Consider the following 14,853-nt stretch of genomic DNA (forward strand, 5'->3'; position numbering starts at 1 on the left):
AACGCCGCCAGCGAAGGCCACACCCGGGTCATCAAGCTCGACGCCCGAGACGCCTTCGACTACCGCAACCCCGAAAACCAGCGGCTACGAACACGCTGCGCAACCACCCGCCGAGCCCGCAGATGCCTCAAACCCGCTTAACTTCGAAGAGCCGTCATGGCTCGACGCGCGACCTCGGTCACCGGCTCCTCGGGCCGCGCGAAAAGCGTCGTGGGAACACGGCGCGGTTCCGTGCCGCCGCCCGGGCCGCCGGACAGATGCAGGGCGACCGGTCGGCATCGGTTGGAGACGATGATGGTGGCTCGAGGCGCCCGGTCACCGTCCGGTCCGGCCGAATCATCGCCGGCCGCGAGACCGTCCCGGTTCCGGGCGGCGCTCATGGGACAGGACGGACAGTCCGCGGACATGGCGCACCGACCGGATTCACCTATGCTGATCGTGACCTGTTCCATCAGGCTCTCGATGCTCGCGGCGTGGTTGCTGCGTTCCGAGAATTGGTGGATACGCCGAGCCACGGTTGGGTCGAGCTGCTGCCAGTCCCGGGAGGGACGCCCGAGCAGGAATCCCTGGCCGAGCGGAACCCCCAGCGCGACCAGCATGCCGAGCTCGTCGAACCGCTCGACCCCCTCCGCGATGACCCAGGCGTTGAGCCGGCTGGCGAAGGTGCCGACCAGCTCGGTAAGGGCGATCTTGACTTGGTCGTCGTCCACGTTGACCACGAGCGAGCGGTCCAGCTTGACGAAGTCGGGGCGGATTCGCGCCAGCTGCTGCAACCCGGCGTAGCCCGAGCCGACGTCGTCCATCGCCACGAACGCACCGAGGTTGCGCAGTGCGCCCGCGGTGGTCGTCAGGCCGGTGGTGGTGTCGAGGTCGACCGCCTCGTTGAGTTCTAGGACCAGGCGCCGCAGGTCCGCGCGCTGCCAGACTGCCGTGACTTCTGGTGTGGTGAGCAGATGGGGCAGGACGTTGACCGCGAGGAAGCAGCGGTCGGGAAGCCGGTCACGCGCCTCCAGCGCGGCGGCGAGGACACGGGCCTCCAACTGGGCCGCGAGCCCGAGCCGGTCCGCCTCGGCGAAGACGAGGTCGGGCGGGTGGGCCGGGTGGCTGTGGAAGCGTGCGAGCGCCTCATACCCCGCGATGACCCCCCGTTGCAGATCCACGATCGGCTGGAAGAACAGCACGGGTTCGTCGGGATCGGCGAGAACCCGGCGTAGGTCGGGCCGGTCGTCGCCACGCGTCCCACCCCCGTCGCTGTTCTTCGACCGCCCGGGGGCCCGCCCCACCGGCTGCGGGCAGCGTCCTGCCCTCGGCCGCGCCACCGGGCGAAACAGCCGCGTCGCCGACATCGGGGCGGTCGCTGGACGGAGGTCCCGCGGGAATCCGCTGCCGAGTAATCATGCGCCGTGCACCCCCCTCGCATCGAAGCACGTCGCACCTGTCCTGTAAGTGATTTTCTTACCATCCGGCCGCGATGCCGGGTGCGAGTACCGTCCGGAGTTGTGAATCCTGCGCTCTTTTGTGCGACCAGCGGGTGGCGGTCGGATTGCCGTTCATCGTCCTTCCCGTGCCCCCGGCGCAAGATCGGCGGTTTCTGGGCGCCGGAGGCGTCGTTCATCGTTGATCCGTCGCCAAAACGGTCATTGCTCGCCAGGATTTTCGGGTGCCGACGCGAGGCGTGCGAGTAGTCCGAGTCGGCCGATGGAAATCAATCCAGCAACAACGGGGGTGAACTTTATTCGGCGAGGTGGTGCGCTACGATTACTCAAGGTGATCGAATGTGGAAGTGTGGGTGGCGTTCCGGAGGCGAGGTTAGGCTGAGGTAGTGGTATAGCTACCGTTCGCAGTTATTCGGGGGTGATTCGCGGCCGTTCGGGAGTACGATGACGGCCGCCGGGGCGGTGGCCCGTCGTGAGCGGACCCGTGCGGACCCGCGGTCGGCCGCTACAGTCGGCCCATGAGGCTTGCAGTGATCGGCGGTGACGGGATCGGCCCCGAGGTGGTGGCGGAGGGGTTGCGGGTGCTGCGCGCGGTACATCCCAAGGTCGACATGACCGAATACGACCTGGGTGCCCGGCGCTGGCACGAGACCGGGGAGACGCTGCCCGACTCGGTGCTGGAGGAACTGCGCGGTCACGACGCGATCCTGCTCGGGGCGGTCGGTGATCCCGGCGTGCCCAGCGGTGTCCTCGAGCGTGGCCTGCTGCTGCGGCTGCGGTTCGAATTCGACCATCACGTCAATCTCCGGCCGGTGCGGCTCTACCCGGGAGTCCGCTCGCCGCTGGCCGGCGATCCGGCTATCGACATGATCGTGGTGCGGGAGGGCACGGAGGGGCCGTACGCGGGCGCGGGGGGTGTGCTCCGGAAGGGGACGCCTCACGAGGTGGCAACCGAGGAGAGCCTCAACACCCGGTACGGCGTCGAGCGCGTCGTGCGCGACGCGTTCCGGCGGGCCGATCGACGCGAGCGTCGCCATCTGACTCTCGTGCACAAGAACAACGTGCTGACCAAGGCCGGCGACCTGTGGTCGCGCACCGTGGCCGAGGTGGCGCCCGAGTTCCCCGACGTGCGCGTCGACTACCAGCACGTGGACGCGGCCTCGATGTTCTTCGTGACCGATCCGGGCCGGTTCGACGTCGTCGTGACGGACAACATGTTCGGCGACATCATCACCGACATCGGCGCGGCCATCACCGGCGGGATCGGCCTGGCCGCCAGTGGCAACCTCGATCCCTCCGGTGCCCACCCGAGCATGTTCGAGCCCGTGCACGGCAGCGCCCCGGATATCGCCGGCAGGCAGCTCGCCGACCCGACGGCCACCGTCGCCTCGGTGGCGATGCTGCTCGATCATCTCGGCCACGCCGAGGAGGCGGCGAAGGTCGAGGCCGCCGTCGCATCCTCCCTGGCGGATCGTGCCGCCGCGGGAGCGGCCCAGCTGTCGACCCGGGAACGCGGCGAGGACCTCGCCGCGCGGGCGGCGGGCTGAGTCCTCGCCACCCCGGTCCTCGCGCCACCCCGCCACGCCACCGGTGGAGGCCGGATGGTTGATCGCCGCGGGGGCCCTTCCGGTCCAGGTGCGTCGTGGTTATTCTCTACGGGAGCCGTAGATCCGGTAAGACGGCAGCCGACAGGGCCCCATCACGGCGAAGATCGGCGGATTCGTCATCTCCTGTTCGCTTCGTCGTACTTTGGCCTGGAGTCGCCGTGCCTATCACCCCAACCTCGAAGATCTGGATGAGTGGAGAGTTCGTCGACTGGGACGACGCCCGCATCCACGTGCTCAACCCGACCCTGCACTACGGGTGGGGTGTGTTCGAAGGCGTCCGCTGCTACGAGACGGCCCAAGGGCCCGCCGTGTTCCGGCTGACGGACCACATCGCCCGTCTCTACCGCAGTGCCAAGATTTATGTGATGGAGCCGTCCTTCACGCCGGAGCAGGTCGTCGCGGCGACGAAGGAGACCATCGCGGTGAACGACATCGCCTCCTGCTACATCCGGCCGCTGATCTACCTCGGTTACGGTGAGATGGGGCTCAATCCGTTGCCTTCTCCTGTCGAGGTCATGATCGCGGTGTGGCCGTGGGGCGCCTACCTCGGCGAGGAGGCAGAGGAGAACGGCGTCCGCGCGATGATTTCCTCCTGGAAGCGGAACGACCCGAACATCACGCCGCCGGCGGCCAAGGCGTCCGGGCAGTACCTCAACTCGTCCCTGGCGAAGGTCGCGGCGGTCAAGGCCGGTTACGACGAGGCGATTCTGACCAGCCCCAATGGCCACATCGCCGACGGCACCGGGGAAAACGTCTTCATCGTCTCCGGACGCAAGGTCATCACTCCGCTCCTCACGGATGGTCCGCTCGGTGGCATCACCCGCGCCTCGATCATGAGGATCGCCGCCGATCAGGGGTACGAGGTGATCGAGCAGCACATCGTGCGCACCGACCTCTATCTGGCTGACGAGGCGTTCTTCACCGGCACGGCGGCCGAGATCGTGCCGATCGTCGAGGTGGACGACCGGCAGGTCGGGAGCGGGAAGCCGGGCCCCGTCACCCGGGAGCTGCTGGAGATCTTCCACCGCGCGACCCGGGGGGAACTGGACCGATACCAGGAGTGGAACGAGTTCGTCCAGCAATAACGCCGTGGCCGGCGTCGCGGGCGTTCGCGCGTTGCCCCGCGTCCCGGCCAGGGTCGTGAGCCCGGCCCCGCGTGGCCGGGCTCACATAATGCCCACGCCGAAGCATCGTGTGCTCTGGTCAACATGGCCGGCAGGGCCTACCGTCGCGAGTAGCAGTTTTCACGAATGCACAAGCGTCGGGAGGGCGTCGTGCGGGTTTCGGAGGCTATGAGCTCCCTTGTTCTCATGATCGGCCCGGGGCACACGCTTCGCCAGGCGGCGAGGCTGATGGCGGCGCGCAAGGTGGGTGCCGCGGTCGTCCACGATGCGGACAGTGAGGGCTACGGGATCCTGACCGAACGGGACGTTCTGCGATCGATCGCCGCGGCTCAGGATCCGGATGTCGAGATCGCGGGCGACCATCTCACCCGCGATGTCGTCTTCGCGGATCCGGAGTGGTCCTTGGACGAGGCGGCTGCCGCGATGCTGCGGGGCGGTTTTCGGCACCTTATCGTGACCTCGGGCGGTGGCGTAGCCGGAATCCTCTCCATGCGCGACGTGGTACGTTGCTGGAGTAGTCATCATGTTACGGTATGATGTCTACCGTGTCGTACGCCGGGGATGCTTGCGGTCTGCCGCCGAATCCGATCCCGTCGTCCGGGGTATCTGGGGAACATGAGGCAGGCGGACGGCGCTACGGTCACCGCATGCACGACAACGAGGCGGTCGCCCTGCTCCGAGCGACCACGCTGCTGAAGGAACTGCAGGAGGAGGACCTGTTGCGGCTCGCCACGCGAGCCGTCACGCGACGTTTCCGGCGTGGACAGGTTGTCTTCACGGAAGGTAAGCCCGCCGACACTCTTCTGGTGGTCGCCTCCGGGCGGTTGAAGGTGCTCACGAAGGCCGATGACGGCCGTGATCACGTTTTGAACATTGTCGGGCCACGGGAAACCCTGGGAGAACTCAACATCGTCGAAGGGGGTACCCGGTCCGCCGGCGTCGAGGCGCTCGAACCGAGTACTGCGCTGGTTCTCGACCGCACCGCGGTCTGGGAACTCGTGCGGGAACGGCCGGCCGTCGCCGAGCAGCTCATCCGAGCACTGGTGGCGCACGTGCGACGCCTCACCGGAGCGAATGCCGACCTCGTCTTCCTCGATCTGCCGCGACGCGTGGCCAAGTTGCTCCTGCTGCGGATGCGGGAGGCGGGGCGTCCAATGATCGAACTCGGCCTCACACAGACCGAGATCGCCTCGCTGCTCGGCGGTTCCCGCCAGTCGGTGAACCAGGCGTTGCGCGAGTTCGAGCGGAGGACCTGGATCCTCTCGGAAGGTCAGACCATCACGATCCTGCAGGTCGACCGGCTACGCCGGTTTGCGGGGGACTGAGATCCTCCACTGTGGCGCACGCCACATCCGTCACATGTCGGGCCTGTTACATCGTAGGCTTGTCACCCGGCGGCGAACCCGTCTCCGTCGCGCGCTTCGGTCGCTGACCCCTGGGGCCGGGCGCGTGGCGGCCCCAGGTTCCCGAACTCTGCTCGGTTCGGCGTGCCGGAGGTTGTCCGGACCGCTCGGCTCGGCCGGGGCGGAACGGCCCAAGATCCTTGCGGAGGGGCGCCCCGTGCGGCCATACGATCCCGATTCCCTGCACATCTATGACACGACATTGCGGGACGGTACCCAGCAGGAGGGGTTGTCGCTCTCGGTCGGCGACAAACTCGCGGTGGCCCGCCACCTGGACGATCTCGGTGTCGGTTTCATCGAGGGCGGCTGGCCGGGATCGAACCCGAAGGACGCGGAGTTCTTCACCCGGGCGCGCGGCGAACTGAACCTGACGACCGCCGTGCTGACCGCCTTCGGGGCCACCCGGCGGGCGGGCCGCGCCGCCGCGGACGATCCCCAGGTGGCGGCGCTTCGGGACGCGGGGACCTCGGTGGTCTGCCTGGTCGCCAAGTCGGATCTGCGCCACGTCGAACGTGCCCTGCGCACCACCCCGGCCGAGAACCTCGCGATGATCCGGGACACCGTCGTGCATCTGCGCGCGGAGGGAAAGCGGGTCTTCGTCGACGCCGAGCACTTCTTCGACGGCCATCGGGTGCATCCCGCCTACGCCCTTGAGGTCGTCTCCGTTGCGGCCGAGGCCGGTGCCGAGGTCGTCGTGCTGTGCGACACGAACGGCGGCATGCTCCCGGCGCGGATCGGCGCGGTCGTCGCCGATGTTCTCGCCACGACCGGCGCCCGGCTCGGTATCCACTGCCACGACGACGCCGACTGCGCGGTCGCGAACACCCTGGTGGCGGTGGAGGCCGGCGTCACCCACGTGCAGGGCACCGCAAACGGCTACGGCGAGCGGTGCGGGAACGCCAACCTGCTGAGCGTCATCGCGGGTCTGGAGACCAAGTTGGACCGGGCCGTGCTGCCGCCCGGGCGGCTGCGTGAGCTCGTCCGGGTCTCCCACGCGATCGACGAGGTCACCAACTCCGTGCCCGACCCGCACCGGCCGTACGTCGGGGCCAGCGCCTTCGCGCACAAGGCCGGCCTGCACGCCAGCGCCGTCAAGGTCGATCCGGACCTGTACCAGCACATCGACCCGGCGGTCGTGGGCAGTGACATGAGGATGCTGGTCTCGGAGCTCGCCGGTCGGGCGACCATCGAACTGAAGGGCCGTGAGCTCGGCCTTGACCTGTCGAACCAGCGTGAGGCGCTCGGACGGGTGGTGGACCTGGTCAAAGAGCGGGAGGCGGCCGGGTACGTCTACGAGGCCGCGGAGGCCTCCTTCGAACTCCTGCTGCGCGACGAGGTGGCCGGCCGGCAGCGGTTCTACACCCTCGAATCCTGGCGCGTCATCGTCGAGCAGCGCCCGGGCGGCGAGGTGGTCAGCGAGGCGACGGTGAAGCTCACCTCGCACGGCGAACGCCACGTCGCGACGGCGGAGGGGAACGGACCGGTCAACGCTCTCGACACGGCACTGCGCAACGCGCTGGAGAAGGCATATCCGGGGTTGGCCGATCTGGACCTGGTGGACTACAAGGTTCGGATCCTCGACGGCAAGCAGGGGACCGGCGCGGTGACCCGGGTCCTGGTGGGAACCAGTGACGGCCGCGAGTGCTGGGATACGATCGGCGTGGACGAGAACATCATCGCCGCCTCCTGGGCGGCCCTGGAGGACGCCGTCGACTACGGACTGCGGCGGCAGGGAGAGCGCCCAGACCCGGACGCGGCCTGACACCGGGCCCCAACCCCCGGGAGCGGCCCCGCCCGGGCGTGGGTGCTCCCGTTGTACCGCCCGCGGAGCAGCCCGCCGCCGCGGGCCGGGCCGCCGGCTACGTGGGTCAGTCCTGCGGGATCTCCTCCCACCACTGGCACCACCAGTCGCCGCCGACCAGAACGCGTAGCTTCGGGTGCCAGCAGTAGGTGATGTCCTTGTCGGCGTCCAGGTAGTACAGGCAGTTGTCGCACCGCTCGTCGCCGTTGGGTTTACCCCGCAGGATCGCGTCTTCGGCCAGGTGGCGCAGTTTGACGCTCAGTTCCTCGTCGATCGGCTTCGGCTCGGGTGCGCCGACATCGTAGACGGGGGTGGTGTCGGTCTCGCTCACCGTTTTCCTTTCCCTTTCCTCTGCCGGGTAACTTGCCGGGCAGCTCCGCGGTGATGTCGGCCGTCCGCGTCGGATCTGGTCAGTACGGGACAGCGGGAGCGGGTGGCTGCCATCCGCTGGTGGACCAGCTGGTGGACCAGGCGCGGGTTCTAGCCTAATTCTCGGTCACTCGTCACCGTTCTGGCGAACTTGATCAGCCCCGGCCGTGGTCATGTCGGTCATACGAGTCATACCCGCGGTGTGGCGGGGCCGCCCACCGGCCGGTCGGGTCAGCTCCTTCCGCGGGCTCGGTACGGTCTGGGGGTGCGTATTGCGAGGTTTACCGATGGTTCGGAGCCTGGGTTCGGGGTCGTGGAGGGGTCGATCGAGGCGGGTACGGCCGTGATCTCCGGCATCACCCCGCATCCGTTCGGTCCGTTCTCCTTCACCGGCGTCCGCCGGGGGCTCGGCGACGTGCGGCTGCTCGCTCCCGTGCTGCCGAGCAAGGTGCTCTGCGGGGGCAAGAACTATGCCGACCATGTCTGGGAGATGGGCGGTGACACCCCGCCCGAGTGTCCGATCCTCTTCCTCAAGCCCTCCACCAGCGTCGCCGGCCCGGGCGATCCGATCACCCTTCCGTCGGACAGCGAGCGGGTCGACTTCGAGGGCGAGCTGGCGATCGTCATCGGCCGGCTGTGCCGTGACGTCCCGGTGGAACGGGCCTTCGAAGTGGTGCTCGGCTATACCTGCGCCAATGACGTGACCGCTCGCGATCAGCAGAAGGCGGACGGCCAGTGGACCCGGGCCAAGGGCCATGACGCCTTCTGCCCCCTCGGTCCCTGGATCGAGACGGATCTCGACCCGGCGGATCTGACCATCCGCACCACCCTGGACGGCGAACTGCGCCAGAGCTCCCGAACCGGCCTGCTGCTGCGCGACGTCCCCTCGTTGATCGCCTACATGTCGTCGGCCATGACGCTGCTACCCGGCGACGTGCTGCTGACCGGAACGCCCGCGGGCGTGGGGCCGATGTCACCGGGGCAGACGGTGGCGGTGACCGTCGAGGGCATCGGGACGCTCACCAACCCGGTAACGGCTCGCTAGCGCCCGCGGCGCGATCCTCCGCCGGATGACTGCCGGTCGGGTGGCTGCCGGTCATTCCCGATGCCCCAGCCACGGGACGTGACGGGATGACCGGCGTGCATCGGCACCCCGGCGCGCTGATGTGCTGTCTGCATGAGGTACAGTAGGCAGCGCCCGAACAGGGCCCATGGGGTATGGGGTAATTGGCAGCCCAACGGATTCTGGCTCCGTTAGTCTAGGTTCGAGTCCTGGTACCCCAGCTGCATCAGATCTGCCGCTCGGTCGAAACTGGCCGCTATACTGTACAGTGTGACACGCACATAAGCGCGTAAGTAAGAACCAGAGTCTTGGCCCCGTCGTCTAGCGGCCCAGGACGCCGCCCTCTCAAGGCGGTAGCGCCGGTTCGAATCCGGTCGGGGCTACACAGCGGTTTTATCTTCGATTCTTCGCAGAGGACGAGAGCTACGCCCTCGCACCAAGACGGACCATCGATGGCCCTCGGATTCCTCTCCGGGGGCCATCGTCATGTCGGGCGCGATCCGGGCCTACCGCATAACCTCGAACCGCAGCATGGTCGCGGGGTGGCGGGCCATCGTGCACGCGCGGCAGCCGCAGGACGCTGGGCCTCCGCGGCCGTGGACCACTTCGATCTCGGTGTCCGGGGTCGAGGCCACCAGGCGTAGCTGGGGGCGCGCGACCCGGGCCATGACGGCGGTCAGCGCGGGATCGTCGGTGGCACCCGGCTGCGGCGGGCCGATCCGACCCGCGGTCGACGGGGCGATCGCGGAAGCGGTCGAGGCTGTCAGGGCCACTGGGGCTGTCAGGGCCACTGGGGGCACGGTGTCCTCCTCCATGGGGGGCTGTCTCGGGGCCACCCCGCGGACCACAGCCTGGCGGGGAGGGCGAGGTCCGCGCCATGCTCCGTTGAGCCCGGTACCAGGTGGTGCAGATGGCCTAGTCAAACCTGGGCATTGTCGCCATGCGACACCACCCTTGACAACCATGGTGCTCCAGCACCGGATCGGTACAAACTTGCGCGGATGTCCACCGTCAGTCCATCGGCACCCGAACGCGCACGGCGTCGGCATGGGAGTGCGCACGTGGGGCGCGCCGCCCGCCATGCTGGTCGGCTGCGCCCGCCGGGATCGGCACCGGAGCAGGTGGACGTCCTGCCGGGAGCCGCCCGGCGCATCACCTCGCTGCTTCCCCAGGGCCGCGGTCTGCCCATCGAGGACTGGACGGCCCGTCACACGTTGATGTGCCTGGTGCTGGCGATACACCTGCCGGTCATCGTCTGTTACGCGATCTGGCGCGACCTGAGCCTCGTGCACGGCTTTCTGGCGGCCAGTCTGCCGGCGCTGCTGTTCGCCTCCGCGGTGGTGCCCGGCCGCCGCCGGGTCCGTGCCCTGGCCGCCAGCCTCGGGCTGCTGTGCTGTTCTGTCGTCCTCGTCCATTTTTCGAGCGGCCTCACCCCGATGTACTTTCACTTCTTCGTGGTCGTCGCATTGATCGCGCTCTACGAGGAGTGGACCGTCTATCTGCTGGCGATCGCCTTCGTGTTCGTCGCCAACCTGGCGATCGGCAACATCATTTCGGCCGACGGGGAGCTGCTGGACAATGCCTGGCTGGTGGCCGGCCTGCATGCCGGCTTCATCTTCGCTCTTGCCTGCGCACAGATGGTCTTCTGGCACTACAACGAGCAGTCCCGCCGCCGGGTGGAGCACTACCGGCAGCAGCTCTACGAGGGTCAGCAGAGCCTGATGGCCCGGTTGGAGGAGACCGACAGGATCCGCAGCGACCTGGTCGCGACGGTGTCGCACGAGTTCCGCACGCCACTGACCGGTATCCGCGGAAACCTGCTGACCATCAAGCGCCGTCGCGACCGGCTCTCGGACGCCCAGCTCGACGATCTGCTCGATGCGGCGGTGAACTACTCCGATCGCCTCTCCCGCCTGCTGGAGAACATGCTCACGGCCGCCACGGCCACCGGCACGGACGAGACCACCATCGCCGATCTGCCGGAGGTCGTCCGGCACGTGCTCGCCACGCTCTCGTACACCGGGTCGCCGAGCAGCGTGACGGTGGATCTTCCGCTGGAGCTGCCGGTGCGGATGGCCCGACAGGCCCTCATCCAGGTGGTCGCGAACCTCGTCGACAACGCCCTGGTGCACTCCTGGCCGGGAGCGCCGGTACGGCTCATAGCCGGCCGGGTGGGCGACGAGGTCGTCCTGCGCGTCCGTAATCCCGGGCCCGATCTCGACCCCGACACCATCCGCCAGCTCTTCGAACCGTTCACCCAGCGGGACGGCACGGCGACCCGCCCCACGGACGGGGCCGGCATGGGGCTCTACGTCGTGCGACGCCTCGTCGAGGTACACGGGGGACGGCTGCGGATGTCCTCGGAGAACGGCGAGATCATCGTCGAGGTGGACCTGTGGGCGGCGACCAGCCTGGCGGCGCTCGCGCCGGAGCCTGAGGCGGAACTGCCGGTTCCGATGCCCCTGCCGCGCAGTATCCGGGTCGACGAGGAGCCGGGTAAGCCACGGCTTACCGGCGGGCCGCTCGCTGGTCCCCGGGACGACATCCGCTCGTTGCCCATGGACCGTCTCGGCTGAGCGGGGCGGGAAGACCGTTCCTCGTGCCGGGCTGATCCCCGTGCCGGACTGATCCCCGTGCCGGGAAGGCGCCGGGACCTGCCCAGGCGGCGGCCCGATGGTCAGGCGTTCAGTTCTTGGCCGTCGATGTCGGGGTCGGGGCCGGGGCGGACGCCGGGGGCTTGGTGCAGGCCAGGGTCAACGTCACCGTCGTGGAATGGCGTGGGCGCTGTCCGGTGGGGGAGTACGCCGACACCTTGGTGGTCTCGCCGTTGGCGCACGACCCGTTGACCGCGGTGGAGGTGAAGCCGGCGAAGCTGAGCTGCCACTTGGCGTCCGACTCGGTCATTCCGATGACGCCGGGTACCTGCGCGCAATCCTCGACCTGCAGGTTGATCGTGGTCGTTTTGGCGATCTTTCCCGACTTCGGGGACTGCTGCGCGACGGTGTCGACCGCACCGGCACCGTAACACCCGAAGGCCTTACTGAGGTGCGTGAAGCCCGCCGACCTCAGGGTGTTCTCCGCCGTGGTGAACGAGCTGCCCTCGGTGTTGGGAACGGTCGCCGTGCCGTCGTCGGTGGGCGACGGGGACGGGCTGCTCCGCGCCGTCGGGCTGTTCGTCGGCGTGGCCCCTGTGGGGCTAGCCGCAGCCGCCGTACCGGCGCCGGGGGAGGGAGATCCCTTCGCGCTGGGCCGCGGGGTTGCCCCGCCCCCGGAGAGGCTCGTCGGGTTGACCCCAACGGCCACGCCCGGAGCGGCGGCTCCGCTGGTTCTGAAGCCGGAACCGCCCGAGGCTGCCGCGGCGGACACCCCGGCGGGACCGTCCGCGCTCAGTTCCGCGCCGGTGCCCCCGCTGGAGGCGAGCGCCCAGGCGCCGGCACCGGCGACGAGGGCGACGACAAGGCCCGCACCCGCCGCGATCCGGCTACGCCGCCGCCGGTCGGCGGCCGCCCGCGAGGCGGCCGCGGCCCCACCGATCGGGGGGCCGGGTTGGTGGTTCGCCGGGATCGCCGACATGACTGTGTTCGTGTCCGCGGCCGGAGCGTCGGAGCGGGCCGGGATCCGCAGCGCCGGCTGTATGCCGGTCGGGGCGTCACCGTCCCACCCTCCCCGGCCGCCGGCGGCCGGGGCCATCCGGGTGCGCTCGACGCCGCCATCCCGTCCACCGGTCTTCGTGGCGGTGGTCAGCAGACTGCCCGCGATCTGCGTGTGCTCCAGGTCGGACCAGTCAGGCGCGGCGGATGCGCCGACCACGCCTCCCGTGCCCGCCGCCGCGGCCACGGCGGCGGAGCGCACCACGCGCTGCGTTCCCGTGGCGGGGGAATGATTGTCGGCCCGGGCCGCGGACGCGCCGGCGAGTGCGGAGAGCTGGATTCGGTTGTCATGGTCGGCATGGCTGCCTGGCCTGGACGCGTAGCCGGTCCCCCAACGGCTGGCCTCGAGCGCCTCGACCAGGTCCTCGGCCGCATCGGCGGCGCTCACGGGCCGCTGCCTCGGGGACTTGGCGAGCATTCCGGCCAGCACACCCCACACCGGCGCCGGCACACCCTGAATGGGCTGGGGCTGTTTTTCGCGGTGCGCCTGCAGGAGCTCGGCCGGGTTGGGGGAGTCGAACGGCGGCGAACCCGCGAGAAGCTCGTACAGCACGACTCCCGCCGAGTACACGTCCGCTGCCGGGGTCGGTGGCGCGCCCGTGCTCAGCTCGGGGGCCATGTAGAGCGGGGTCCCGATCGGTCCGGTGGTGCTGGTCCGGGACGAACCATTGATCATCTGGGCGATCCCGAAGTCGGTCAGGCGCACGATCGGATGAGCCGGATCGGAGGTGTCGATGAGTATGTTCTCGGGTTTGACGTCCCGGTGGACGACGTCGGCGGCGTGCACGCTGTCGAGCGCCCACAGGGTGCCGACGACGAGCCGGACCGCCTCCTCCACCGGCCGAGGCCCGAACTCGCGCAGATGGGCCCGCAGGTCGGGACCGTCAACCAGATCCATGACTATGGCGAGCACATCGGGTTCGTTCACCAGATCGCATACGGCGACGAGATCCGGGCTGTCGAGGTCGATCAGAAGGTCCCACTCACGCAGGAATCGCTCCACGATCTTGGGATCGTCGGCGAGCTCGGGGCGCAGCACCTTGATGGCCACGGGAGCACCGTCCGAGACGGCGGCGCCCCGCCAGACCTGGCCGGTCGTACCCTGCCCGAGTACCTCGTGCAGCACGTACCGCGAACCCAGTTTGCGCACCGCGCGTTGTCCCCTTCTTTGGCGCCGCCCGGGGCGGCCGAGCCTACGGCGGCGCCGCTGCGGGCGGCGGCGGCCCGTGGGCGGAGCCCGGAGCGTCATCCGGACGAGCGCACCAGTGCGCGGGCGAGCTGTATCGCTTGCACTAGATGCCAATACCCGCATGGGTCATCCGGCCTACTGTTCCGATCATCCGAGACGGACGACTCGAACAGGCTACGACGTAGGGCGGCGAAGCCGCGCGGCGGGGGATACCCCTGCGCGGTAGAGCCGCCGCCCGCCACCGGCAGATGTAGCCCGGGCAGTCGTGGGCGTGGGGTCCGAATGGGGGATTCAAAATGGCGAATGGCAAGAACGGCCGACGAAAAAGGTCTGGTCGCGTGTTTTGTGGCCGAGGAAAAGTTGTGGCGGTCCACCGTTGGTGACCGACGTCCGGTGGTCGGCGGTTGGTGGCGGGTGGATGCAGGCGGGTGGGTGTGTCAGCCGACGGTCGGTGTCGAGAGCCGGGCCGCCGCGGCGAGGACCGCCGCGCCGTGCCGGCGTCCCGGCGACCGGGTGAGCCGCTCCACCGGCCCCGACAGGGACACTGCCGCGATCACTGTTCCCGGGCCGTCGTGCACCGGGGCGGACACGGACGCCAACCCCCTCTCGCGTTCCCCGATGCTCTCCGCCCAGCCACGATCGCGCACCCGGCGGAGGACGGCTTCGTCGAACAGGGCTCCGGCGAGCAGTTCCGGCTCGGGATGTGCCGCGAAGGCGAGGAGGACCTGAGCGCCGGATCCCGCCGTCATCGGGAGCGTGGCGCCGACGGGCACGGTGTCGCGCAGGCCGCTGGCGCGTTCGGAGGCGGCGACGCAGTGGCGCAGGGCCCTGCGCCGCACATAGAGCTGGGCACTTTCTCCGGTCATCTCGCGAAGCTCGGTGAGAACCCGGCCGGCCCGATCCAGCAGGTCCCACGGCAGGGGGGTCGGGGTCCCGGCGGCGAGCCGCGGCCCGGGGACGAAGCGGCCGTCGGCGGTCCGGCCAAGGAGGCGGTGGACCTCGAGAGCGTGTGCCAGCCGATGCGCCGTCGCGCGGGTGAGCCCGGTTCGGGCCACCAGATCAGCGAGTGACGCCGGTCCCGCCTCGACGGCGGTCAGCACGAGGGCTGCTTTGTCCAGGACTCCGACTCCGCTAAGCTGTTTCACACATTGATACTGTCATCCCACATCATGAGACAACAGGCTGTGGGGCAGGGAAGCTCATCGCCACGC

At 69.3% G+C, this 14,853-nt stretch carries 12 protein-coding genes and 2 tRNA genes; 9 read left to right on the plus strand and 5 right to left on the minus strand.

Going from position 1 to position 14,853, the window contains the following annotated elements; all coding sequences use genetic code 11:
• Positions 1-137 precede the first annotated feature (137 nt).
• The gene (locus tag AC08OQ_RS01895; RefSeq protein WP_476604440.1) at positions 138-1,346 is read right to left on the minus strand and encodes an EAL domain-containing protein; all 1,209 of its coding nucleotides are present in this window, start codon (positions 1,344-1,346) and stop codon (positions 138-140) included.
• 608 nt (positions 1,347-1,954) lie between these two features.
• Between AC08OQ_RS01895 and AC08OQ_RS01900 the strand changes: the two genes are divergently transcribed.
• The 5 genes from AC08OQ_RS01900 (at position 1,955) to cimA (ending at position 7,332) form a co-directional block, all read left to right on the plus strand.
• Positions 1,955-2,983 carry a 3-isopropylmalate dehydrogenase gene (locus AC08OQ_RS01900; RefSeq protein WP_462187996.1) on the plus strand — a complete coding sequence of 343 codons (1,029 nt, stop codon included), beginning with the start codon at positions 1,955-1,957 and terminating at the stop codon, positions 2,981-2,983.
• Between the two features lie 218 nt (positions 2,984-3,201).
• Complete coding sequence (ilvE, locus tag AC08OQ_RS01905; protein ID WP_476598548.1) at positions 3,202-4,128, plus strand: branched-chain-amino-acid transaminase; 927 nt, start codon at positions 3,202-3,204, stop codon at positions 4,126-4,128.
• 189 nt (positions 4,129-4,317) lie between these two features.
• On the plus strand, positions 4,318-4,704 hold the full coding sequence (locus tag AC08OQ_RS01910) for a CBS domain-containing protein (RefSeq protein WP_476598546.1): 387 nt from the start codon (positions 4,318-4,320) through the stop codon (positions 4,702-4,704).
• A 110-nt stretch (positions 4,705-4,814) separates the two neighbouring features.
• Positions 4,815-5,492, plus strand: a complete 678-nt coding sequence (locus tag AC08OQ_RS01915; RefSeq protein WP_476598544.1) for a Crp/Fnr family transcriptional regulator — start codon at positions 4,815-4,817, stop codon at positions 5,490-5,492.
• Between the two features lie 235 nt (positions 5,493-5,727).
• Positions 5,728-7,332, plus strand: coding sequence for a citramalate synthase (gene cimA, locus AC08OQ_RS01920; protein ID WP_476598542.1), 1,605 nt, complete (start codon positions 5,728-5,730; stop codon positions 7,330-7,332).
• A gap of 106 nt (positions 7,333-7,438) precedes the next feature.
• On the opposite strand, the gene AC08OQ_RS01925 is transcribed toward cimA, so the two are convergent.
• The gene (locus AC08OQ_RS01925; RefSeq protein WP_476598540.1) at positions 7,439-7,702 is read right to left on the minus strand and encodes a hypothetical protein; all 264 of its coding nucleotides are present in this window, start codon (positions 7,700-7,702) and stop codon (positions 7,439-7,441) included.
• A 303-nt stretch (positions 7,703-8,005) separates the two neighbouring features.
• Between AC08OQ_RS01925 and AC08OQ_RS01930 the strand changes: the two genes are divergently transcribed.
• The 3 genes from AC08OQ_RS01930 to AC08OQ_RS01940 all read left to right on the plus strand — a co-directional run bounded on the left by AC08OQ_RS01930 (position 8,006) and on the right by AC08OQ_RS01940 (position 9,186).
• Positions 8,006-8,785 (plus strand): fumarylacetoacetate hydrolase family protein, encoded by a 780-nt coding sequence (locus AC08OQ_RS01930; protein ID WP_462203425.1) that lies wholly within the window; start codon positions 8,006-8,008, stop codon positions 8,783-8,785.
• Between the two features lie 167 nt (positions 8,786-8,952).
• Positions 8,953-9,024 (plus strand) — tRNA-Gln (locus tag AC08OQ_RS01935).
• 89 nt (positions 9,025-9,113) lie between these two features.
• A tRNA-Glu gene (locus AC08OQ_RS01940) sits at positions 9,114-9,186 on the plus strand.
• Between the two features lie 123 nt (positions 9,187-9,309).
• Here the strand turns inward: AC08OQ_RS01940 and AC08OQ_RS01945 are convergent.
• Positions 9,310-9,603, minus strand: a complete 294-nt coding sequence (locus tag AC08OQ_RS01945) for a hypothetical protein (protein ID WP_476604441.1) — start codon at positions 9,601-9,603, stop codon at positions 9,310-9,312.
• A 201-nt stretch (positions 9,604-9,804) separates the two neighbouring features.
• Here AC08OQ_RS01945 and AC08OQ_RS01950 point away from each other — a divergent pair, with 201 nt between their 5' ends.
• Positions 9,805-11,379: a sensor histidine kinase gene (locus AC08OQ_RS01950; protein WP_462186123.1), complete on the plus strand. Its 1,575-nt coding sequence runs from the start codon at positions 9,805-9,807 to the stop codon at positions 11,377-11,379.
• Between the two features lie 109 nt (positions 11,380-11,488).
• On the opposite strand, the gene AC08OQ_RS01955 is transcribed toward AC08OQ_RS01950, so the two are convergent.
• Positions 11,489-13,603: a protein kinase domain-containing protein gene (locus AC08OQ_RS01955; protein WP_476599840.1), complete on the minus strand. Its 2,115-nt coding sequence runs from the start codon at positions 13,601-13,603 to the stop codon at positions 11,489-11,491.
• A 476-nt stretch (positions 13,604-14,079) separates the two neighbouring features.
• Positions 14,080-14,787 carry an IclR family transcriptional regulator gene (locus tag AC08OQ_RS01960; protein ID WP_476599838.1) on the minus strand — a complete coding sequence of 236 codons (708 nt, stop codon included), beginning with the start codon at positions 14,785-14,787 and terminating at the stop codon, positions 14,080-14,082.
• Between the last annotated feature and the right edge of the window lie 66 nt (positions 14,788-14,853).

The sequence above is a fragment of the Frankia sp. CcCS3 genome (genome assembly GCF_977927575.1).

Excerpts from the sequence above, each read along its gene's own strand:
- AC08OQ_RS01895 (WP_476604440.1), bottom strand. The coding sequence starts at position 1,346 with ATGTCGGCGACGCGGCTGTTTCGCCCGGTGGCGCGGCCGAGGGCAGGA.
- AC08OQ_RS01900 (WP_462187996.1), top strand. The coding sequence starts at position 1,955 with ATGAGGCTTGCAGTGATCGGCGGTGACGGGATCGGCCCCGAGGTGGTG.
- AC08OQ_RS01915 (WP_476598544.1), top strand. The coding sequence starts at position 4,815 with ATGCACGACAACGAGGCGGTCGCCCTGCTCCGAGCGACCACGCTGCTG.
- AC08OQ_RS01950 (WP_462186123.1), top strand. The coding sequence starts at position 9,805 with ATGTCCACCGTCAGTCCATCGGCACCCGAACGCGCACGGCGTCGGCAT.